The 19,970-nt window shown below is 30.6% G+C and carries 23 protein-coding genes; 9 read left to right on the plus strand and 14 right to left on the minus strand.

The window, feature by feature from the left end; all coding sequences use genetic code 11:
* Position 1: 1 nt before the first annotated feature.
* From trpS to CR532_RS00030, 3 genes are all read right to left on the minus strand, one after another.
* Entirely contained in the window at positions 2-1,066 is a 1,065-nt protein-coding gene (gene trpS, locus CR532_RS00020) for a tryptophan--tRNA ligase (protein ID WP_199911280.1), read from the minus strand.
* Between the two features lie 2 nt (positions 1,067-1,068).
* Complete coding sequence (locus CR532_RS00025; RefSeq protein ID WP_108728810.1) at positions 1,069-2,154, minus strand: AI-2E family transporter; 1,086 nt, start codon at positions 2,152-2,154, stop codon at positions 1,069-1,071.
* Between the two features lie 84 nt (positions 2,155-2,238).
* Entirely contained in the window at positions 2,239-3,096 is an 858-nt protein-coding gene (locus tag CR532_RS00030; protein WP_108728811.1) for an HAD family hydrolase, read from the minus strand.
* A gap of 116 nt (positions 3,097-3,212) precedes the next feature.
* On the opposite strand from CR532_RS00030, the gene cdaA reads away from it, so the two are divergent.
* The 7 genes from cdaA to priA are packed head-to-tail and all read left to right on the plus strand — an operon-like array spanning position 3,213 to position 9,502.
* Positions 3,213-3,989 carry a diadenylate cyclase CdaA gene (gene cdaA, locus CR532_RS00035; RefSeq protein ID WP_375537730.1) on the plus strand — a complete coding sequence of 259 codons (777 nt, stop codon included), beginning with the start codon at positions 3,213-3,215 and terminating at the stop codon, positions 3,987-3,989.
* A 3-nt stretch (positions 3,990-3,992) separates the two neighbouring features.
* Entirely contained in the window at positions 3,993-4,988 is a 996-nt protein-coding gene (locus CR532_RS00040) for a CdaR family protein (protein ID WP_108729591.1), read from the plus strand.
* Between the two features lie 4 nt (positions 4,989-4,992).
* A complete protein-coding gene (gene acpS / locus CR532_RS00045; protein WP_199911314.1) occupies positions 4,993-5,367 on the plus strand; it encodes a holo-ACP synthase in 375 nt (124 codons plus the stop codon).
* A gap of 3 nt (positions 5,368-5,370) precedes the next feature.
* Positions 5,371-6,222: a DUF2225 domain-containing protein gene (locus CR532_RS00050; protein WP_108728814.1), complete on the plus strand. Its 852-nt coding sequence runs from the start codon at positions 5,371-5,373 to the stop codon at positions 6,220-6,222.
* Positions 6,219-6,956: a tRNA pseudouridine(38-40) synthase TruA gene (truA, locus tag CR532_RS00055; RefSeq protein WP_108728815.1), complete on the plus strand. Its 738-nt coding sequence runs from the start codon at positions 6,219-6,221 to the stop codon at positions 6,954-6,956. Before CR532_RS00050 ends, truA begins: the two co-directional genes overlap by 4 nt.
* Entirely contained in the window at positions 6,949-7,530 is a 582-nt protein-coding gene (locus CR532_RS00060) for a uracil-DNA glycosylase family protein (protein WP_108728816.1), read from the plus strand. Before truA ends, CR532_RS00060 begins: the two co-directional genes overlap by 8 nt.
* A complete protein-coding gene (gene priA, locus CR532_RS00065) occupies positions 7,523-9,502 on the plus strand; it encodes a replication restart helicase PriA (protein WP_108728817.1) in 1,980 nt (659 codons plus the stop codon). The genes CR532_RS00060 and priA overlap by 8 nt, the downstream gene beginning before the upstream one ends.
* Here the strand turns inward: priA and udk are convergent.
* From udk to CR532_RS05415, 3 genes are read right to left on the minus strand one after another with little or no spacing between them, the layout of a single operon-like run.
* Entirely contained in the window at positions 9,499-10,119 is a 621-nt protein-coding gene (gene udk, locus CR532_RS00070; protein WP_108728818.1) for a uridine kinase, read from the minus strand. The genes priA and udk overlap by 4 nt on opposite strands.
* The gene (locus tag CR532_RS00075; RefSeq protein ID WP_234416404.1) at positions 10,112-10,414 is read right to left on the minus strand and encodes a rhodanese-like domain-containing protein; all 303 of its coding nucleotides are present in this window, start codon (positions 10,412-10,414) and stop codon (positions 10,112-10,114) included. Before CR532_RS00075 ends, udk begins: the two co-directional genes overlap by 8 nt.
* Positions 10,377-10,517: a hypothetical protein gene (locus tag CR532_RS05415; protein ID WP_234416440.1), complete on the minus strand. Its 141-nt coding sequence runs from the start codon at positions 10,515-10,517 to the stop codon at positions 10,377-10,379. Before CR532_RS05415 ends, CR532_RS00075 begins: the two co-directional genes overlap by 38 nt.
* Positions 10,518-10,623: 106 nt before the next feature.
* Between CR532_RS05415 and CR532_RS00080 the strand changes: the two genes are divergently transcribed.
* A complete protein-coding gene (locus tag CR532_RS00080; RefSeq protein ID WP_108728820.1) occupies positions 10,624-11,589 on the plus strand; it encodes a YitT family protein in 966 nt (321 codons plus the stop codon).
* On the opposite strand, the gene CR532_RS00085 is transcribed toward CR532_RS00080, so the two are convergent.
* The 5 genes from CR532_RS00085 to ruvA all read right to left on the minus strand — a co-directional run bounded on the left by CR532_RS00085 (position 11,586) and on the right by ruvA (position 16,593).
* Positions 11,586-12,566 (minus strand): RluA family pseudouridine synthase, encoded by a 981-nt coding sequence (locus CR532_RS00085; protein WP_108728821.1) that lies wholly within the window; start codon positions 12,564-12,566, stop codon positions 11,586-11,588. The genes CR532_RS00080 and CR532_RS00085 overlap by 4 nt on opposite strands.
* Positions 12,567-13,076, minus strand: a complete 510-nt coding sequence (locus tag CR532_RS00090; protein WP_108728822.1) for a DUF8521 domain-containing protein — start codon at positions 13,074-13,076, stop codon at positions 12,567-12,569.
* Between the two features lie 7 nt (positions 13,077-13,083).
* Positions 13,084-14,748 carry a diphosphate--fructose-6-phosphate 1-phosphotransferase gene (locus tag CR532_RS00095; RefSeq protein WP_108728823.1) on the minus strand — a complete coding sequence of 555 codons (1,665 nt, stop codon included), beginning with the start codon at positions 14,746-14,748 and terminating at the stop codon, positions 13,084-13,086.
* Between the two features lie 149 nt (positions 14,749-14,897).
* Positions 14,898-15,956 (minus strand): Holliday junction branch migration DNA helicase RuvB, encoded by a 1,059-nt coding sequence (ruvB, locus tag CR532_RS00100; protein WP_108728824.1) that lies wholly within the window; start codon positions 15,954-15,956, stop codon positions 14,898-14,900.
* 46 nt (positions 15,957-16,002) lie between these two features.
* Positions 16,003-16,593, minus strand: coding sequence for a Holliday junction branch migration protein RuvA (gene ruvA, locus CR532_RS00105; RefSeq protein WP_108728825.1), 591 nt, complete (start codon positions 16,591-16,593; stop codon positions 16,003-16,005).
* A gap of 102 nt (positions 16,594-16,695) precedes the next feature.
* Here ruvA and CR532_RS00110 point away from each other — a divergent pair, with 102 nt between their 5' ends.
* Complete coding sequence (locus CR532_RS00110; RefSeq protein ID WP_108728826.1) at positions 16,696-17,823, plus strand: PQQ-dependent sugar dehydrogenase; 1,128 nt, start codon at positions 16,696-16,698, stop codon at positions 17,821-17,823.
* Here CR532_RS00110 and ruvC read toward each other — a convergent pair.
* Genes ruvC through CR532_RS00125 form a run of 3 tightly spaced genes read right to left on the minus strand, consistent with a single transcriptional unit; the run spans position 17,811 to position 19,957 of the window.
* Positions 17,811-18,293, minus strand: coding sequence for a crossover junction endodeoxyribonuclease RuvC (gene ruvC / locus CR532_RS00115; RefSeq protein ID WP_108728827.1), 483 nt, complete (start codon positions 18,291-18,293; stop codon positions 17,811-17,813). The two genes, CR532_RS00110 and ruvC, sit on opposite strands and share 13 nt — an antisense overlap.
* A 26-nt stretch (positions 18,294-18,319) precedes the next feature.
* Complete coding sequence (locus CR532_RS00120) at positions 18,320-19,051, minus strand: YebC/PmpR family DNA-binding transcriptional regulator (RefSeq protein WP_108728828.1); 732 nt, start codon at positions 19,049-19,051, stop codon at positions 18,320-18,322.
* Complete coding sequence (locus CR532_RS00125; RefSeq protein WP_108728829.1) at positions 19,052-19,957, minus strand: bifunctional 5,10-methylenetetrahydrofolate dehydrogenase/5,10-methenyltetrahydrofolate cyclohydrolase; 906 nt, start codon at positions 19,955-19,957, stop codon at positions 19,052-19,054.
* Positions 19,958-19,970 lie beyond the last annotated feature (13 nt).

Here is a 19,970-nt window from a genome sequence, read left to right on the forward strand (position 1 = left end):
TTTACTCATTTAATTTAAATTTATTTTTTAAATCTCTCTCCACATTTCGCCTCACTACATTCCAAGTTTTTGAAAGACCCATCAACTTTTTAGCACCCCTTATAATCTCTGCTGCAACTTTTCTAGTTTTATTTGTACCTTCAAAAATTACCTCATCAACATAACCTTTTCTAGCTTTAAAAAATTCTCTCCTCTCTCTAATTGGTCTTAAAAATTTATTTAAAACCTCAAAAAGCCTTTCTTTAACTTCAACATCGCCAATCATTCCCTTTTTATATCTGGTCTTAAGCTCACAAAGTTCATCAACATTTTCATTAAAAAGGTCATGATATACAAAAACAGGATTACCTTCAACTTCTCCTGGTATATTTGCTCTCACTCTTTTTGGATCTGTAAACATAGCCATAACCTTTTTACGCAATACTTTCTCATCATCACTTAAAAATATTGCATTACCAAGACTCTTACTCATCTTATTCTTACCATAAATCCCCACAAGAGCCTCAGAATGTGTAAAAAGAGGCTCAGGGATTGGGAAAAAGTTTTCTCCATAAAGATTATTAAACTTTCTAGCAAGCTCTCTTACAAACTCAATATGCGCCTCATTATCACGCCCAACTGGCACCAAATTAGCCTTTGTCATCAAAATATCTGCACTCATAAGGACAGGATATCCCAAAAGTCCATAAGAAACTTCTGTCAATCCAGCAGCAATGCTCATATCCTTTATGCTAGGAATTCTTTGCAAGCGACTAACTGTCACAATCATGGAAAATATTAAACTCAACTCTAAAAGCTCAGGTATAGCTGATTGTAAATATATGTTAGCTTTTTCAGGATTAATTCCACAAGCAAGATAATCTATAACCATTTCTCTCACATTGAAAGATATCTCATTAATGCTATTTAAATCTGGTCGTGTAGTTAGAGTATGCAAATCCGCTATAATAATATAAGTTTCATATTCTTCCTGGTACTTCAATCTGCTAACAATAGAGCCAATATAATGTCCCAAATGAAGAGCACCGGTGGGCCTATCCCCTGTAAGCATAACTTTTTTCTGCAAGCTCAACTCTCCTTATTACTTAAATTATCATCAATATCGCTTAAGATCTTTGAACCACTTAAGAATATAGAAAAAGGTTTTAAATAAACTATATTGTCAACTATTACCTTTATAATCACAGTAAAAGGATATGCTATTAAAAGTCCTACAATACCCCAAAGCCAACCCCAAAAGAACAAAAAACAAAGCAATAAAAAAGGTGAAATATCGAGCCTATGCCCTTGCATTTTTGGCTCAAGAATATTTCCAATCAACATCTGAACAGAAGTATTATACAAAAATATATAAAGCACCACATTTAAATTCGGATAGAATTGAATTAAAGCAGCTATCAATATAAAAAAAACGGCTAAAATTGACCCTATACTTGGAATAAAATTAAAAACAAATGTAAGAACTGCCCATACAAGAGGAAAATCTTGTCCAAAAAGGGTCAACCCTGTAAATACTAGCAATCCTGTTAAACAACTAACAAAAACCTTTATCCCTAAATATTTACCAATCTGGCTATTTATTGTATCTAAAGCATCAATAAACCTACTCGCAGTGGGTTGACCAAAAGCATTTTGAACCTTTATTCCAAAAATATGTATCTCTGAAAGTAAAAAATACAACAACAAAAATAAGACCACTAAACTACTTGCAAATCCAATAATCTCATTAGATATATGGGTTAAAAAAGGATAAAGATACTTAGAAAAATCTATATCGCTAAGAATAGCACTATCTATCTTATATCTATCAAGAATATCCCTAATAATAAAAATTAACTGATGTTGATAATAAGGTAACTGTTTAATTAAAACAGTAATACTGTAGTAAACAAAATTAAAAACTAAGTAAGAAAATGAAAAGAGAAAAAAGAAAATTACAAGAACTATTAAAACTCTTGGGATTTTTAATCTTTTTAAAAAAGTATAAATGGGATCCACCAAAAATCCAAGAACCACCGCAATAGCTAAAGGTTTAAATACCGTTTGTGCTATCTTTAGAGTTCCGATTAATATTGTAACCAAAACTATAACATAAAAAATAGACTGAATTTTGGCAAACTTCAACTTATCAGTTGATTCTAAATCTAAAGCCATCTTGCTTCCCCCTTTAACATTTTAACCGTTCCCGAAAACCACTGTAGAATAGATTAAAAATCTTTTTAAATATTTACAATGAATTTATATATTTAAATGAATTTTTTCCATTACCCAATTATACAACTTAGTTCCTTTACTATAATTAGCTTCAGCCAAATCACCTACTCTTCTCTCTTTAACCAATTTTTTAGCATTCTCATCATTCCCATAATAAACCGTTAACGTATTTTTATAATGATTCAGACTATTATTTAAAATCTCAAAAGCCGGAATATCATTAAACCCATCTGCGATATAAAACATATTTTCAAAGGGGATCTTCCTTCTACTTTTTGGAACTCTTCTATTAATTTTATCATAAGACCCTTTATTTAGTTCAAAAATTACCCGAGTTTTTATTGTATGATCTACAAAATAACATACGCTACTTAAAACACCATTGTCTGAAAATTTATTGTCTGAACTTTCATAAAAAGGCATAAGGTATGCATCAATAAATTCACAAGCCCACACCTTAGTAATATAAGGGGCAACTATACTTCCTAAAATCATCTGCCTAAAACCACTTGAAACAATATAAATATTTATTGAGGTACCTGTTTCTTTCAAACTCCGATTTATTTCACTGATTTCTTTAAATAATTCAACTACACCATCAAAAAATTTTAATTTTGAACCCAACTTAAATAACATTCTATTATTTAAACCTTTGAAAATATCTTCTTTGACGTATGTTAGAAAATGCGATAAATATATCATCTCATTAGCAATAATATTGTAATGATTATTGTTATAAGTAATCGATAAATTTTCAACTTCCTTCCAAAACAGGTAAGCATCAACATTATACTCATCAAAAAGCACCTGTTGCATGTTGCCATAAATTAAAGTGTTATCAAAATCAAATATTAAAGCTATAATTTTTTCTTTTTTACTCATAAATAAAAAATTAATTTAAATTAATTTTAAAGTTACATTAAAACATATATAATTACGAATATACTCAATATATTTTGTATAGTAAATCACATTATATAAAATATATTGCATAGATAATGTTTATGATAGAATTAACTAATATAGGCCAAATAAAAGATATCCTCTCTAGAGTGCTAGATCTAAGTTTGATCAGCATTTTAGTTTATTACATATATAAAAATGTAATAAACTCTTATTCCATAAATTTACTAAAAGGAATGATTATCATTACATCCATTGGGATTGTCTCTTATTATTTCAACCTATACACCATAAACTGGCTCTTAAACTACATAGCAAACATACTGCCAATTGCAATGCTTATACTTTTTAATCAAGAAATAAAAAAGATAATAATGCAGATTGGAAATTTTAACTTATCCTTCAAGCTTGCAAACAGGAAAGAAGATACTATTAAAGCTATTACTGAAATAATAAAAGCAGTTAAGCATTTATCAGAGAATAAATCTGGTAGCTTAATCTGCATTGAAAAAAAAATACAACTAGATCAAATCATAAATAAAGGAATAAAATTAGATGCCCTCATATCTAATGAAATTCTAATATCAATTTTTGATTATGAAACACCTCTACATGATGGAGCAGTCATAATTAGCAATAACAAGATCGTTTATGCTGGATCTTTCTTACCACTATCTAATATAGAGTCCATCAGTAAAACTTTTGGAACAAGACACAGAGCAGGTCTTGGAATTTCTGAAAACTCCGATGCAATAACAATAATAACCTCTGAGGAAACTGGTTCTATTTCACTCACAAGCGATGGAAAACTAGAGTATAATTTAAGCCTAAATGAAATTAGGAAAAAGCTAAATCTTGCACTAATAGAATAAATGATGAATGTATATAAAAAACTTAAAGACATCGTAAAATTATTATTTGAAGATTGGCAGAATAAAGCCATTTCTATTCTAATAGCTATTATTATGTTTGCAACATTTTACTTTAATAGCATAGAGTCGATTACAATAGAAAAAGAATTCAGTATCTTATTAGAAGATGAAATTACGCTAGCAAAAATTCCTGATTTTAATAAACTACTACTTACAGTTAAAATTAATAAGGAAAATTTAAAATATTTAGACCTTGACCGCATAGTATTATTGGTTGAAGCTAATAACATAAAAGAAGCTGGTGAATATGAGCTCCCCATAAAGATAAAGAATCTTAACCCCATACCCATTGTTGAATACGGGCTTTCAACAAACAAAATTTCACTAAATCTTGACAAAAAAATTTCAAAATTAGTTAAAGTTGAACCTAAATTTACACTCCTTGAAAAAGACGGAACTGGGGAATTTTTCATGGCTAAATATAATATTTCTCCTGAAAAAATAACAATACACGGGCCTAAGGAAATAATAGAGACAATTAACACCATTCAAACCAAAACAAAAGAATTTGACACTAGAACTATAGTTATCTCAGAACATCTTGAAGTAGTTTCTCCAGATCCACTCATAACGCTAGACAGAAAACATGTAATAGTTAACATCACGTTAAGCAAAAAATACATACAGACAACAATAAAAAATCCCAATTTAATTTTCAATAATCTAAAAAATGGCCTCGAAATAAAAGATCAGGAAAAAATCCTAAATCCAGAAAATGAAATGTTCATTAAGATAAGAAGCAGACTTTCAGAACAAATAATTAAAACACATATAGCTAATAAAAACATTAATTTCAACCTCGATTTAAGTCGAATTGAAACTCCTGGTATTTATAATGTTAAAACAGATATACTGCTTAAAAATAACATTCATGGCATAGAAGTGTATGAATATGAACCCAAAATGATAAGGATCGAGGTAATCCCAAATCAGTATTAAAATGATGAAATCAATAGGATGTGATATAATACAGGTTATAAGGCTTAATAGTTTTTTAACAGACAGAAAAAAACTAGAGAGATTCTTTACACAAAGAGAAATTGAAACTTTAAAAATGAAAGGAAAAGGTACACTAGAAAGTTTGGCTGGTAAGTTTGCAGCAAAAGAGTCATTAATCAAGGCTCTAGGTCCGCTGATGGACCATAAAATCAAATACTCCCTTAAAGATATTGAAATCGTAAAGTCTCAGAAGGGACATGCAATATTCCAGTTATATAATGATATTCAAATCTTAATAAATCAAATGGACTTAAAATTACATTTAACAATTTCACATGAAAGGGAGTACGCTATTGCATTTGTAATGGTAGAAAATTAATTTATGAAAAAGATATCATATTTTACAAAATACGAAATCGAATGTCCTTTATGTAGTTGTAAATTTAGGAAAGAAGATCTCTTAACAGGGAGCGGCAGATTAATATCTGGTCAGTTAAAAGTTGATTTAAAAAGAGAGTATGTAAAAAATGAAAAATATGGTGATATCTACCCTAGAGTATATTCAATCATAGTATGTCCTGACTGCTATCTAGCTGCTTTTCCCAATGAATTTAATGCAATATCATTTGCTAATAACAAAGTAAAACAACTTCTAATAAGCCGTGAGCAAAACCGCAAAGAAATAAAATCAATTTTTGAAGACGATTTAAACTTTAATAAACCAAGAAGTCTTAAAGAAGGAGCTGCCAGTTATATCCTTGCTATGATGTGCTATGAATACCTTGACAAAGCTCATAACCCGACCCTAAATAAAGCAAAATGTGCAATAAGGTCAGCTTGGATATTTGAAGATCTTCACAATGAAAACCCAAATCAAAACTATAATTATTTGCAAAAAATATTTTACTATAAAGCAGCATATCTTTACAAATTAACAATTGAAAAAGAGCAAGATAATTCAGAACCAATTACTGCTGAGGCAGTATTCGGCCCGGATACAGATAAAAATTATGGATATGACAGCGCTTTATATCTATCAGGCCTATTGGAATATTTTTACGGTAACAAGGAAAATAAAGAACACAGATACAATCAACTAATTGAAATAAAAACCATCCTTTCTAAAATAGCTGGCATGGGAAAATCATCAAAGGAAAAACCCTCAATACTTTTAGATAAAATCAAAGAAGTTTATTTTAACATTTCAAAAGAAATAAAAAACTTACATAAATGAAAAAAATACTTGCAGAGGTAGCATATGATGGTTCTCTATATCACGGCTTTCAAATTCAACCCCAAAAACCAACAATTCAAGGCGAAATTGAGAAGGCTTTAAAGAAAATAAGCAAAACAAAGATCAAAATTCACTCATCAGGCAGAACAGATAAAGGGGTTCATGCAAGAGGGCAAATAATATCTTTTTATATAGATATAAATATTGCACCTCAAAATCTAAAGATTGCAATAAATTCTCTCTTAAAGAGCGACATTAGAATAATAAAATTACAGTATATAGAAGATAGATTTCAACCTCGATTTAATGCCAAGAAGAGAAAATATAGCTACTACATACTCAACAACAAAAATTATTATCCTTGGGAAGAATATCAAGCCTATCATGTAAAGAAAAAATTAAATATCAACAGATTAAACGAAATGGCTCTAATGCTAATTGGAAAACATGATTTTACTACCTTTTCATGTATAAGAGATCAAACGAATTCAAAGTTGAAAGAAATTTATTTTGCTAGATTTAAGAAAAAAAATAAGTTTATCGTTTTTGAAATAATAGGCTCTTCATTTTTGTGGAAAATGGTAAGATCAATAGTAGGAACAATACTCGATATAGAGATAAAAGAAGAATCTATTTGTACTTTTAGCAAGATTTTAAACTCAAAAAACAGAAAATTTGCGAGAACAACCGCACCTGCAAAAGCTTTATTTCTAGATAAGGTTTATTATGAATAAAAACACACTACTTAAAAAATTAATACTCCTAAAAATGCTTGAAAATAATATATGGGGTAATATTTATGGCAATCAAGAAGAAGAGCTTGAGAAAATTAAACACAAAATAATAAAATATAGAAACATAAAAATTCTAAGTGAGGAAGAACAAAAAGATACAAAAGAAAAAAATACATTAATAAAATCAATAGAATATAACAGAAGCAAAAATGACGAAAAAGATCTATTAATAATATACATGGACAAAAAATATTCAAGTACTAGCGCATATGTAATAATAAAAAAATGGTGTCAAAGTATTAACGTACTGAATTACAAAATAATAGACAACTTTAACTCACTAAGCTTAGCGATTAATGATAAGCAACCTAAAGCAATTCTCTCTTGCGAAGAAGTGGAATTATTCTTAAATCAGAATTTAAGGATTCAAATTGTAAGAGGATTTGAACTGAGATTTAAAGAAATCCCAATAGTGTTTACATATCTTCCTATAAGTCAAGCAAAAAATCCAGCACTTAAGAAAGAAATCTGGCAAGACCTAAAAATAATAAAAGGTATAATAAAATATGGATGATTATTTAGAACAGACCTTTTATTATGAAATCGCTTTTAATATTCCTGTAAATAAGCTTTTTTTTTATAAATACAACTTAGAATTAAAAACAGGGATAAGAGTAATAACAAACTTTAATGGCAGAGAAACACTGGGGATCATAATCAAAAGACACCATAAGAACGAACCTATCGAAGACTTGACATTTGAAATAAAAGATATACTAAGAATCATTGATGAGAATGCATTAATAACGGAACATAACATTAATCTTGCAAGTTGGATTAGTAGAAAAACATTTTCTGGATTTGGAGAAGCTTTATTTTGTGGTCTACCTAAAATTTCAACTTCAAGCAAGAGCATAAAAAATCCAGAAGGTATTGCAAACCTGAATTCTGCAATACCCATTCAATTAAATGAAGAGCAAAATAATATTTATCACGAAATTATTACATCAAAAACACAAAACACATTTTACCTATTCGGCGTTCCTGGTTCTGGGAAAACAGAAATATTCATCAAATTATGCGAAAACTACTTAGAACAAGAAAAACAAATAATATTTTTAATTCCTGAAATTTCTTTAGGTTATCAAATAGTTAAAAGAATTAAATCGAATCTAAGCATAAACAAAGTTTACGAATATAATTCAAAAGTATCAAATTCGATGAAAATTTTAATCTGGAATAAAGTCAAGGACGGAGAGAATTTAATTATAGTTGGAATCAAGAGTGCATTAATGTTACCATTTAAGAATTTAGGACTAATAATAATGGATGAAGAGCATGAGCATACATATAAATCTGAAAACACTCCAAGATTTCACTCAAGGCACATAGGATTTTTTCTACAAAGTAATTTTAATGCCCGATTCGTAATGGGGAGTGCAACTCCATCGCTTGAAGCATATCTTGCCATGGAAACCAATCAGATAAAAAAGATGGTATTAAAAACCAAATTTTTCCAAAGAACATTTAAAGAACTTAAAATAATCGATATGAAAAAAGAACACCAACCAATATCCTCAGAACTGCTTTACAGCATACAAAAAAGCCTAATTGAGAAAAGACAAGCATTAATATTTATTAATAAAAGGGGGTACTCAAAAACCCTTGAGTGCAATACTTGTGGATATATAATTTGCTGCCCAAATTGTTCTTTTAATTTAACCTACCATAAAAGTGAAAATAAACTCATTTGCCATTACTGTAATCATAAAACAAACATAATAAACAATTGTCCTGATTGCAACTCAAAAGACATCACATATAAATCATATGGAATTCAATTTATTGAAAGGGAGTTAAAAAAATTCTTGCCGAATGCAAGAATTGCAAGAACGGATTCTGATCTTAATAAAAAAGAAATAATCAATTCAATAAATGACTTTGAGGATGGAAAATTAGATATCCTAATTGGAACACAAATTATTGCAAAAGGATTTAATTTTAAACAGATAAAAACACTTGGCATTATTAATGCAGATATTGGAATGGGTCTACCTGATTTTAGAAGTAGTGAAAGAATTTTTGCAATAATTTCACAAGTACTAGGAAGAGCCGCAAGATTTCAAAGCGATAACACAATTATTATCCAAACAAAAAGTCCAGATTATTATGCTATAAGATATGCCTATGAGGGCAACTATGAAGCATTTTACAAGCAAGAGATCAAAATCCGAAAAGAATTAAATTATCCTCCTTTTAAAAAAATAGTTAGAATAATAGTTAGGAGCCATAAAAAAGATGCTGCCAGACATAAATGCCTAGAATTTTTTGAAATATCTAAAGAATTATTAAACGAAGAAATTGAATATCTTGGCCCATCAAAAGCTCCTATGTCTAGGATATCTAAATACTATAGATATAACATAATATACCTATCAAAATCTTTCAACCTACTTGAAAAGCTAATACGAAACACAAAAGACAAAATAAAATCAACAAGAAATACTTATATAGAAATAGATTATTACCCAATTTCCCTAATTTAAAAGAAATCTGAACTATTCTTACCAAGAGCTCTTAAAAATGATGAAAGGACATAAAGAGCCTTATCATTATGTCCTCCCTCAGGTATAATAAGATCCGCATATTCCTTAGTAGGTTCAATAAATCTATAATACCCTGACCTAGTAGTATTTAAATATTGCTCAATAACTGATTCCAATGTGCGCCCCCTCTTAGACATATCTCGCTCAAGCCTCCTAATAAATCTAATATCATTGGGTGTATCAATATATATCTTTAAATCTATCAGATTACGCACTCTCTCTTCAACAAAAATCATAATCCCCTCAACAATAACAACAGGTGTTGGAAATACCTCTATAGTTTCAGACTTCCTTCTATGATTAATAAAATCATAAAGGGGCATATTAATTGGTTTATTTTCTTTTAATTGTTTCAACTGTTCATAAAACAAACTATTATCGAAGGCATCTGGATGATCAAAATTAACATCCAAAAACTCATATTCATAATCACCAACACTTTTATAATAGTTATCTTGAGATATGAGAACAAATTCGGGAATAACCTCACTAATCTTATTAACAACGGTAGTCTTTCCGCTTCCAGAACCACCAGCTATCCCAATAATCTTAATCATTAACCTCTTCTTTTAATTTAGGCATATTCTTTAAAGTTCCTGCAACAAATATATTTTTAAACCCTAATCCTCTTAAAATCTTTTCAGCCTCAAAAGATTTGTTAAAACTTCTGCCATAAATTACTATTGGAGTTTCAACGCTACCTAATTTATCTTTCTTAGCAAACAAACTATTAAAAGGAATATTCACTGCCTTTGAATAATGACCCCTATTATATTCTCTGGGAGATCTAATATCTAATATACTTGCACCATTTTTAATTTTCTCTAACAAAGCTATATTCGTCCTCTTCATCTTTAAGATAATAAAAACCCAAATATAAAAACCAAGAAAAATTATCAAGCACATAAATTTTATATAATTTACTGTCATAACTTTTATAAAACAATAATATCAAAAAAAAAGACATAATTTCAATCAAATCAAATTGTTTTTTTAATGAAATTAATATAGAATTCAGGTGAATTCGTAATTTTATATTAAAGAGTAAGTCATCAATAGTCATGAAAAAAAAACGGAATAAATGGAAAAGAATAAAGTATAAAATTAAATTTATTATATTAAGAATACTCAGAAAACAGCTGAAAAACATCTTTAAAGACCCCAAGTTAATAATGCTTAGTACATTGCAAATAACTATTGGATCTCTTTTGATGGCAGTATCTACAAATATTTTATATATACCACACGAGCTCTTAAGTGGCGGCATTTCTGGAATTGCGTTAATGCTTCATTATCTTTTAAACTTCAACCTAGGGTTCACAATATTCATACTCAATGTTCCATTATTCATCATTGGAATTAAATTTTTAAACATAACATTTGTAATGCAAAGTTGGATTGCAATGGGTTTATATTCCATTATGGTTAATTATTCGCAATTTTTACAAGGCAAAGTGCACATCAATGACATGATGCTTGTATCAATTTTAGCTGGACTCATTTCAGGTCTTGGTCTTGGTTTAGTCTTCAGAGCAAAAGGATCCTCGGGTGGCTCAGATATCATTTCCATGATAATTAAAGAAAAATATTCAATTAGTATTGGAACTACAAACTTCCTCATCAACCTTGCGATACTATTAATCGCAGCGGCCTTTTTCAATATTGAAATAGCTCTTTATACCTTAGTAGCTTCATTTGTAACAGCTATAATGACAGACAAGACAAGTGTGGGATTTGGCCATCAAAAAGCAATGCTTATTATCTCAGATAAGGGCAAAGAAATATCTTATTTGATTACCAATAAATTAAAAGTAGCAGCCACATTAATTGATGGAAAAGGTGCTTGGGCTGGAAATGATAAAACTATAGTTTTTGTAGTAATTCCAACAATGCGTATGGCGAGAATTAAATATATTTCCCAAAAGATTGATCCTAACTGCTTTATTGCAGTACTTAACACAAACGAAATAACTGGCGGTAAAAAAATTATTGAGTCTATTACAAATAAACAAGATATTGAAACTTAAAATTCATCTAAAATTGCAATAAAATCACTAACAAGCACACTTAGTTCTTTCTTGCAGTAAAATATCGATAAAAAGTCAATAAACCTCTGTGGAAAGTCTGAAACGAATTTTTTTGCATAGTCTTCCTGAATATTAATTTCAAGCTTGAAAGAATGAAGCATTAAAGATACCTCTCTAAATTCTTTATCCAATCTACTGTAAATACTATCTCCTAATATTGGATGATTTAAATGTTTCATATGAACTCTTAACTGATGCGTACGCCCAGTTTTAGGCTTGAGAGCTACCAAGGAATAGTTGCCCACCTTAGTTAATACTTTATATTCAGTTAATGCCTTTTTACCCCCATTATTATGTACGATAAACTTTTTTCTATCATTTTTATCTCTATCTATAAAAGTCTCAATAATACCAGAATGAATTTTTAAATTACCTTTAACAATTGCAAGATACACTTTCTTGACAACTCTTTCCTTAAACTGCTTAGACAAAAAATTTAAAGTCGTCAAATTCTTAGCACAAATTAATACGCCCGATGTTTCTTTATCTAGCCTATGAACAATGCCAGGTCTCATTTTATCCTCTTTAAAATTATCTTCTATACCTGAGACATGATGTAGAAGAAAATTTACAACAGTATTCTCAAAGTTAGACACACCAGGATGACTGACAATACCTTGAGGTTTATTTATGACAATAAGATTCATATCTTCATAAAGAATGCTAATAGGTAAATTTAAAGGACTTATAGATTCTAGTAAGTCAATCTCTTCATTAAATTCTATTAATATTCTATCGTTCACAAAAACAGGCTTTGACAACTTTACTGATACAAAAACACCGAAATTGTTTTTGAAGGCTTTTACCTCTCTTCTTTTAATTTGACTTCTAGTAAAAATACACAAATTTTCAGATAAATAAATATCTAATCTTTGAGCATCTTCCTTTACAATAAACTCTTTCTGTATTTTTTTCATTTACTGTAACAATAAATCAATCAAGGCAATCACTAAAGATATTGCTAATCCAGCTGATGCTGATATCATAAACTTTTTCAAAGTTTCATCCTTCGGAAACTTAAAACCACTTGAAAAAGGATATGGAAGATACTTTGAATCCATGTTATTCTGAAAATAATAAGATAAATCAAAAAAAAACAAACTCACAAATAAAGCTATAGGAAAAGTACCAACGCTAATTGCTGAAAACCTAAACGCTTTTTTTCCCCAATGAGATTCAATAGTCTTTTCTACATTTAAATTTTCATTTTCTTGAATATTTTTATAAAGAAAGTCATCATCTTTAGTTGCAAGTTTCGCAAAAACTGTATCTTCAAAATTAATATAATTTTCACTGAAAGAGATAAATTCTTTCAGTGAAAACTTTTGATTTAAATCTAGATACTCAAGTTCAAGTTTGGAATATACTAAAGATTTTGAATAAAGAATGCAAACATTAAAAAGCAAGAACAGCAATCTAATAATCATAAATACTTTAATTCTCTAATTCTAATTTCAGTGTTAAAGTTATCTCATCAACAAGCTCAGAGGGGCCAAAATATTGAATAGCTCCTGGAAAGCTATATAGATTTCCCTTTGCCCATTTTTCACGATTTTTAGCAAATTCATTAAAAGGAGAGCCATTCAAATCAACAAGGGCTTTCTTAATAACAGGCTTTGCAATACCATATCTTTCTTCCATATTCATCATCATAGTTAAAGGAATTCCGCCTGCAACCCATTCAGTAGCACTCCTATTTAAGTGCTTAATACTAGACATATAACCTGTTAAGCCATTTAAAACAAGCAAAGCAGCATTATATCCCAAGCTATAGCAGTAATCACTATCAAAATTTGAAGGAACGGCACTTCTGCCTTCATAGCCAAAAAAATGGTCAATAGGAATAAATTTCCCACTATACTCACCAAGTCTTCTCAACTTCTCTAGTTGAACATGAACCATTTCAATAAATAACTTTTCAGTAGGAACTCTTGATACATTAAAGTTACCATGAGGATCTCTTTCTAATACAGCATTCACAAGTTCAATTTGAATAAAGGAAGGTAAAGATAAATAAACTTCCCTCATATATCCATTAAGTTTAGAAATAAAAATTTCTCTTATTTCCTCAACATTTAACTCTTTAAATTCATTTTCATTGCTATCAAATATAATACCCAGCTCAATCATCAAAGATTTAACTTCGGGAACAAACTCAATAACACCTTCAGGAATTATAACTATACCAAAATCATGCCCTTCTAAAGAGCGATTCACCACAACAGAAGATATCTCACTTACAAGTTCTGACAAGGTCTTCTTCTTTGCTAAAACTTCCTCAGATATAATGCAAACATTAGGATGTGTCTTTAATGCACACTCAAGGGCAACATGAGATGCACTTCTCCCCATAAGCTTAACAAAATGCCAATACTTTCTAGTAGACATCCCATCACGACATAAATTGCCTATCAATTCGGCATAAGTCTTAGTAGCAGAATCAAATCCAAATGAAATCTGAATATGTTCATTTTTCAGGTCAGCATCAATTGTTTTTGGAACACCAATAACTTGAATATTGCAATCCTTTTTCTTGAAAAATTCTGCCAATAATGCTGCATTAGTATTTGAATCATCCCCACCAATAACAATAATAGCATTAAGATTATTCTTAAAAGCGACTGATAAAGCTTGCTCATACTGAGCGTCTGTTTCTATTTTAGTTCGCCCAGAAGATACAATATCAAAACCTCCAGTATTTCTGTAGGAATCTACTAAATCACTAGTAATCTCAATTTTTCTATCTTCCAATAAACCTAAAGGGCCTCCTTTGAATCCAAAAATCTTTGAACTTGAATTAACTTTTTTTATGCAATCAAAAATGCCAGCCACAACATTATGTCCACCAGGCGCAGGTCCACCCGAAAGGACTATTCCCGCATTTACAACCTTTGTAAAATCTATGCTTGAAGACTTTTGAGTAAAATTTACAATCGGAAGCCCATAAGTACTCTTAAAGATTGCTCTTAAAGCCTCTCTATCTTCAAGAGCTTCCGTTTTTTCACCAAAAACTACACTAATATCCTTAAAATCATTCTTCAAAATTTTAGGCAATTTTGGAACATATTTATATCTTTCTTTTTGAAAAAGCGAAATCATATACCTTCTCCTTTCAAGATTTATTCAAATTACTCTTAAATATTAAAATAATTAAGAATTAATATCTACATATAATTTAAAATTAAAGTAGGATCACCCTACGCAAAACCTTTGTATTTATCGCCAAATTATTAACTTGGATGAGCAGATTAAAATAAAATCTCCTGATCTCCATTTTGCTCACTATCCCAATTATTATGGTCATTTCTATTCATATTTAAATGTGAATACGCAAAGTCAGTAGCCTTGCGTCCTCTGCTAGTACGCTCAATTAGACCCTTTAAAATAAGATAAGGTTCATAAAAATCTTCAAGAGAATCAGCTGTCTCACCAACAGAAATCGCTAAAGTTTCAACACCAACAGGTCCACCCTTAAATTTCAATATTAAATTCTTTAAAATATTTCTATCCTGTTCATCAAGTCCCTCATTATCAATTTTTAACATTTCAAGCCCAGAACTCACAATATTCTCTGTAATCAAATTATAACCACCAACTTGAGCGTAGTCTCTCATCCGCCTTAAAATCCTATTTGCCACACGAGGAGTGCCTCTTGAACTTTTTGCAAGAAGCAAGGCAGCTTTAGCTTCCAATTGAACATTTAAAATAACAGAATTTCTTTTTATTATCTTTACAAGCTCATCTTCATTGTAAAGCTCAAATCTAGACGCAATTCCAAATCTTGCATAAAGTGGTGATGCCACCTTTCCTGGTTTCGTAGTAGCACCGATTAAAGTAAATTTAGGAATTGGAATTCTTACAGTTCTTGCAGCAGGACCCTGTCCGATTACCCAATCTATCTCATAATCTTCCATTGCCATATAAAGCATCTCTTCTATTACAGGCTTAAGTCTATGTATTTCATCAATAAATAAAACACTCTTATCATCAAGGGTTGTCAAGATACCAACAATATCCTTTGGCTTATCAAGAGCTGGAGCTGAAGTAATCTTAATTATAGCATTCATTTCAAAAGCAATAATACTAGCAAGAGTAGTCTTACCAAGACCTGGAGGACCACTTAAAAACACATGGTCAAGTGCCTCATTTCTCTCCTTAGATGCCGTTATAAAAATATTTAAGTTTTCCTTAATGTGGGGTTGTCCTGCAAAATCTTTAAGGGACTTTGGCCTAAGTTCGCCTTCATTTCTATCATAAAGAATATTCTTGTCAGAACTTAAAAAATTAGACCTCTCTTCTAAATCCATTAAGCCTCTCCTACTTTACTAAACACTCATCGTAATTATCCACCATTTAACTTGAAAGCCTTTTTAAGGTTTCTCTGAATAAAAATTGCTCTTGATCAATTTCTCTTAGCATTAAAAATTCATCAGTACCCAAAATTTCCCTAATTTTAGCTACAACAATCTTTCTATCAAAACCCATATTCACAATTGACTGTTCAAGATCTTTAAATTTTAATATATCTGCAGCCAGTTCATCGGGTTTCACAAGTTTTCCTCGAAGTTTTAAAAATATCTTACCAGCCGTTTTAGTTCCAATTCCCTTAACCCTAGAAACAAGCTTAACATCCTCTCTTTCAATTGCATCTCTAAATTCACTGTATTTGATGCCAGATAGTATTCTTAAAGCCGCTCTTGGTCCTATTCCATCAACAGTAATAAGTTCCTCAAAAATTTCTCTCTCGGATACATTTAAAAATCCAAAAAGTTTAATTTCATCCTCCCTCAGGTGAAGATAAGTTAATATTTCAGCATCTTCTAGTAAATTTAATGTTGCCATATAAAAAGAACTAACTAAAATCTCAAATTCAAAAGGAATCGCCGCAATGATAATACTGGATTCTCTTTTTTCTACAACTTTACCATAAATCTTATTGACCATATAAGTAAATTATATTATATCAATAATTGAAAATTCATCTTATTTTTATTTATTAATTGCTATATACTTAATAGATATTCAATTAATAAAGAGAGTCACAGTATGAAAAATAAGATTTTTATGGGTTATTTCGTGTTTATGTTGCCCCTATTAAGCTTCCCAACAAGTTTAGAGTCTAAAGTAAGCACCTTAAAAGTTCCAAATGGATTTCAAGTTGAAATCTTCATAGATAACATTGAAAAACCTCGAGGCCTTACTAGTGATCATAACGGAAACATTTTCATAGGATCTTCAAGTCATTTTGCCTATCTTGTAACAAAGGATAAAAATATTTACACTATTGCTTCAAACCTTACAAATCCAATAGGTATAGCTTACTTTGACAACAAGTTGTACATTTCATCAGTAGATAAGATTTATGTTGTTCAGGATGTCGCAAAAGAGATAGAAAATACTCTAAATATTAAGAAAGCCTATAAATGGAGGCTAGAAGAATTTGTTAGATTGCCAAATACAAGTTCAAAAAAACACACAGGTAAATACATAAAGGTAGACACTCAAAGTAAAAAATTAATAATCAACATCGGTTCTCCTGCCAATTCTAGGATCCCTGAGGAAGAGCATGAAGCTATATTATTAGGAGTTGACCTTGAGACTAAAGAAAAAATTGTAATGGCTTATGGTGTTAGAAATTCAGTAGGATTTGATTTTCATCCAAGTGATAACTTCCTATACTTTAGCGATAACGGACGAGATAATCTAGGTGATAATCTACCTCCAGATGAGATTAATGTAGTGGCTAAATATGGCGCACATTTTGGGTTTCCATACATGTTTGGCAAAAATGGAAAAGATCCTGCATTTTCAAGTAAAGCTCCCAAAAACATTGATTTTGTACCTCCTATTTATGAACTTCCTGCACATGTAGCACCTCTGGGAATACATTTCTACAAAGGAAATATATTCCCAGATGAATATAAAAACAAATTGTTTATTGCTGAACATGGATCATGGAATAGATCAATTCCTGTTGGATATAGAATAACAACCCTAGATATTAATCCAACCACAAAGGCTGCAACTAATTATAAGGTTTTTCTAGCTGGATTTCTAGATTCTAATGGTTCCAAAACCGGAAGACCCGTTGATATCATCACTTACTGGGATGGCTCAATTTTATTCTCAGATGACTTTGGAAACAACATTTACAGGATATACTATAAAAATTGATGGTTATTGCCATGACAAACGGCAAGTGCCAGCGCATCACTACTATGATCACTATTAAAATTGAAATCAGGTTTCATTCCAAGTAATTTACTAATCATATATTTTACTTGATGCTTTTCAAGTCTACCAAATCCAGAAATTGAGTTTTTAACCTGTGTTGGAGTATATTCATAAAAATTTATATTTTTTAAAGCAAGAGTTAAAATGATAGCTCCTCGTGCCTCAGCTACTCTTATCGCCGTTTTTTTATTTTTAGCAAAATAAATATCTTCAATGCTTGCAACATTAGGTCTGAACCTATCAATAACCATGCCAAGTTCATCAGAAATTAATTTGATTCTATCTTTTAAAGGCATAGAAGACCTGGTTATGACTGTTCCATCTTGAACATACATATGCCTACTATTTTCCTTATCCAAAACGCCCCAACCCACATTCGCAAGACCAGGATCAATCCCTAATATTCTCATATATTAACAATAGTTTAATAGGTAAATTAATCAATCTCATCAATAACTTCTAAATTATGAACAACTTCTTGTACATCATCAAAATCCTCCAATTTTTCAACCAAAGCAAGGATTTTGTCCATTCGATCTTTGCCTAAAGAAACTTTATTCTCAGGAATAAGAGCAATCTCTGCCATATCTTCCTCAAATTTACCTCTCAAAGCAGATAAGATAGTTTCAAAACTCTCAGCACTTGTTATTATCTCTATCTCAGACCCTTCACTAGAAATATCTTCTGCACCAGACTCTAAAGCAGCCTCAATTATATCATCTTCATGATACTTATCTAAGCTATAAGAAATCAACCCTTTCCTGTGAAACATATAAGATACAGAACCAGGAGCTCCAAGAGAACCTCCACCCTTAGTAAGAACGCTCCTTACATCACTTGCTGTTCTATTTTTATTATCAGTTAAACACTTAATTATTAGAGCTACCCCATGAGGAGCATAAGCCTCATAAGTCAACTCAAAATATTCATCACCTGCAGTATCACCAACGCCCTTTTTTATTGCCTTTTCAATGTTGTCTTTAGGCATATTAGATACTCTTGCTTTGGTCACAGCAAATCGCAATCTAGGATTAGATTCAATATCGCCCCCACCAATTTTAGCAGCAATGTTTATTTCTCTAATCAACTTAGTAAAAATTTTATTCCTCTTAGCATCAAGAGCACCTTTTTTCCTCTTGATGGTTGACCATTTACTATGACCAGACATTTAAACCTCCACCAACCTTTCTAACTTTTCCAAGACATCTCGTTTATTATGGGCAATTAAGTATGCCTTAATTGTGTTAAACATCAACATAAGAACTGTAACAGGTCCAATCCCACCTCGTACAGGAGTAATAAACTTAACATATCCCTTAATCGCTTCAAAGTCTGCATCTCCCACAAGAATATTGCTACCTTCAATTTCTACCTCAGAAATACCAATATCAACAATATAAGGATTTCCAGAAATCATGTTAGCATCTATTAATTTGGGCTTACCAACAGCAGAAATAATAATATCTGCCTGTCTCACATAAACATCTAAGTAAGTACTCTTACTATGGCAAGTGATTACAGTTGCATTATAAGGTTTACAAGAAAGCAAGATAGAAATAGGCCTCCCAACAAGAGGACTTCTCCCAATAACAACAACAGTCTTACCAGAGGTCTCTATACCCTTATCAAACAAAACCTTAAGTACAGCAAGAGCTGTACAAGGAACAAATCCTTCTCTATCACCTAAAACTAACTTGCCCAAATTAATAGCAGAAAGCCCATCTACATCCTTTGTATGTAATATTTTACTTAGAACCATATTAACATCTATTTTCTCGGCAAGAGGTAATTGAACAATAATTCCATCGGTAGTTTCATTCAAATTCTCAGATTCAATTAATTGTAAAATATTGTCTTGTCCTATATTCCCAGATAGCTTAATAACACAAAAATTAATACCAATCTCTTTCGATACTCGCTCTTTAACAGAGATATAAAGCTTGCTCGCAGGGTCATCATTTGCCAAAATCGCTTTTAAAGAAATCTTATTTATTAAGCCATGATGAGTTAAAAACTCTTTTAATAATAAGTAATATTTTGCAGCAAAAAGTTTGCCATCAAAAACATCGCTCAACTCAAACCCCCAC

This window comes from Candidatus Borreliella tachyglossi (assembly GCF_003076595.1).
In the GTDB taxonomy this organism is placed as follows: Bacteria; Spirochaetota; Spirochaetia; order Borreliales; family Borreliaceae; genus Borrelia; species Borrelia tachyglossi.

What these genes read in the sequence shown, in the direction of transcription:
- cdaA (WP_375537730.1), top strand. Translation starts at nt 3,213, where the DNA reads ATGTTTATGATAGAATTAACTAATATAGGCCAAATAAAAGATATCCTC.
- ruvA (WP_108728825.1), bottom strand. Translation starts at nt 16,593, where the DNA reads ATGGTCAATAAGATTTATGGTAAAGTTGTAGAAAAAAGAGAATCCAGT.
- CR532_RS00090 (WP_108728822.1), bottom strand. Translation starts at nt 13,076, where the DNA reads ATGATTATTAGATTGCTGTTCTTGCTTTTTAATGTTTGCATTCTTTAT.
- CR532_RS00060 (WP_108728816.1), top strand. Translation starts at nt 6,949, where the DNA reads ATGAATAAAAACACACTACTTAAAAAATTAATACTCCTAAAAATGCTT.
- CR532_RS00080 (WP_108728820.1), top strand. Translation starts at nt 10,624, where the DNA reads ATGAAAAAAAAACGGAATAAATGGAAAAGAATAAAGTATAAAATTAAA.
- udk (WP_108728818.1), bottom strand. Translation starts at nt 10,119, where the DNA reads ATGATTAAGATTATTGGGATAGCTGGTGGTTCTGGAAGCGGAAAGACT.
- ruvC (WP_108728827.1), bottom strand. Translation starts at nt 18,293, where the DNA reads ATGAGAATATTAGGGATTGATCCTGGTCTTGCGAATGTGGGTTGGGGC.
- CR532_RS00095 (WP_108728823.1), bottom strand. Translation starts at nt 14,748, where the DNA reads ATGATTTCGCTTTTTCAAAAAGAAAGATATAAATATGTTCCAAAATTG.
- CR532_RS00050 (WP_108728814.1), top strand. Translation starts at nt 5,371, where the DNA reads ATGAAAAAGATATCATATTTTACAAAATACGAAATCGAATGTCCTTTA.
- CR532_RS00120 (WP_108728828.1), bottom strand. Translation starts at nt 19,051, where the DNA reads ATGTCTGGTCATAGTAAATGGTCAACCATCAAGAGGAAAAAAGGTGCT.
- CR532_RS00075 (WP_234416404.1), bottom strand. Translation starts at nt 10,414, where the DNA reads ATGAAGAGGACGAATATAGCTTTGTTAGAGAAAATTAAAAATGGTGCA.
- truA (WP_108728815.1), top strand. Translation starts at nt 6,219, where the DNA reads ATGAAAAAAATACTTGCAGAGGTAGCATATGATGGTTCTCTATATCAC.
- acpS (WP_199911314.1), top strand. Translation starts at nt 4,993, where the DNA reads ATGAAATCAATAGGATGTGATATAATACAGGTTATAAGGCTTAATAGT.
- CR532_RS00025 (WP_108728810.1), bottom strand. Translation starts at nt 2,154, where the DNA reads ATGGCTTTAGATTTAGAATCAACTGATAAGTTGAAGTTTGCCAAAATT.
- priA (WP_108728817.1), top strand. Translation starts at nt 7,523, where the DNA reads ATGGATGATTATTTAGAACAGACCTTTTATTATGAAATCGCTTTTAAT.
- ruvB (WP_108728824.1), bottom strand. Translation starts at nt 15,956, where the DNA reads ATGGATTTAGAAGAGAGGTCTAATTTTTTAAGTTCTGACAAGAATATT.
- CR532_RS00040 (WP_108729591.1), top strand. Translation starts at nt 3,993, where the DNA reads ATGAATGTATATAAAAAACTTAAAGACATCGTAAAATTATTATTTGAA.
- CR532_RS00030 (WP_108728811.1), bottom strand. Translation starts at nt 3,096, where the DNA reads ATGAGTAAAAAAGAAAAAATTATAGCTTTAATATTTGATTTTGATAAC.
- CR532_RS00110 (WP_108728826.1), top strand. Translation starts at nt 16,696, where the DNA reads ATGAAAAATAAGATTTTTATGGGTTATTTCGTGTTTATGTTGCCCCTA.
- CR532_RS00085 (WP_108728821.1), bottom strand. Translation starts at nt 12,566, where the DNA reads ATGAAAAAAATACAGAAAGAGTTTATTGTAAAGGAAGATGCTCAAAGA.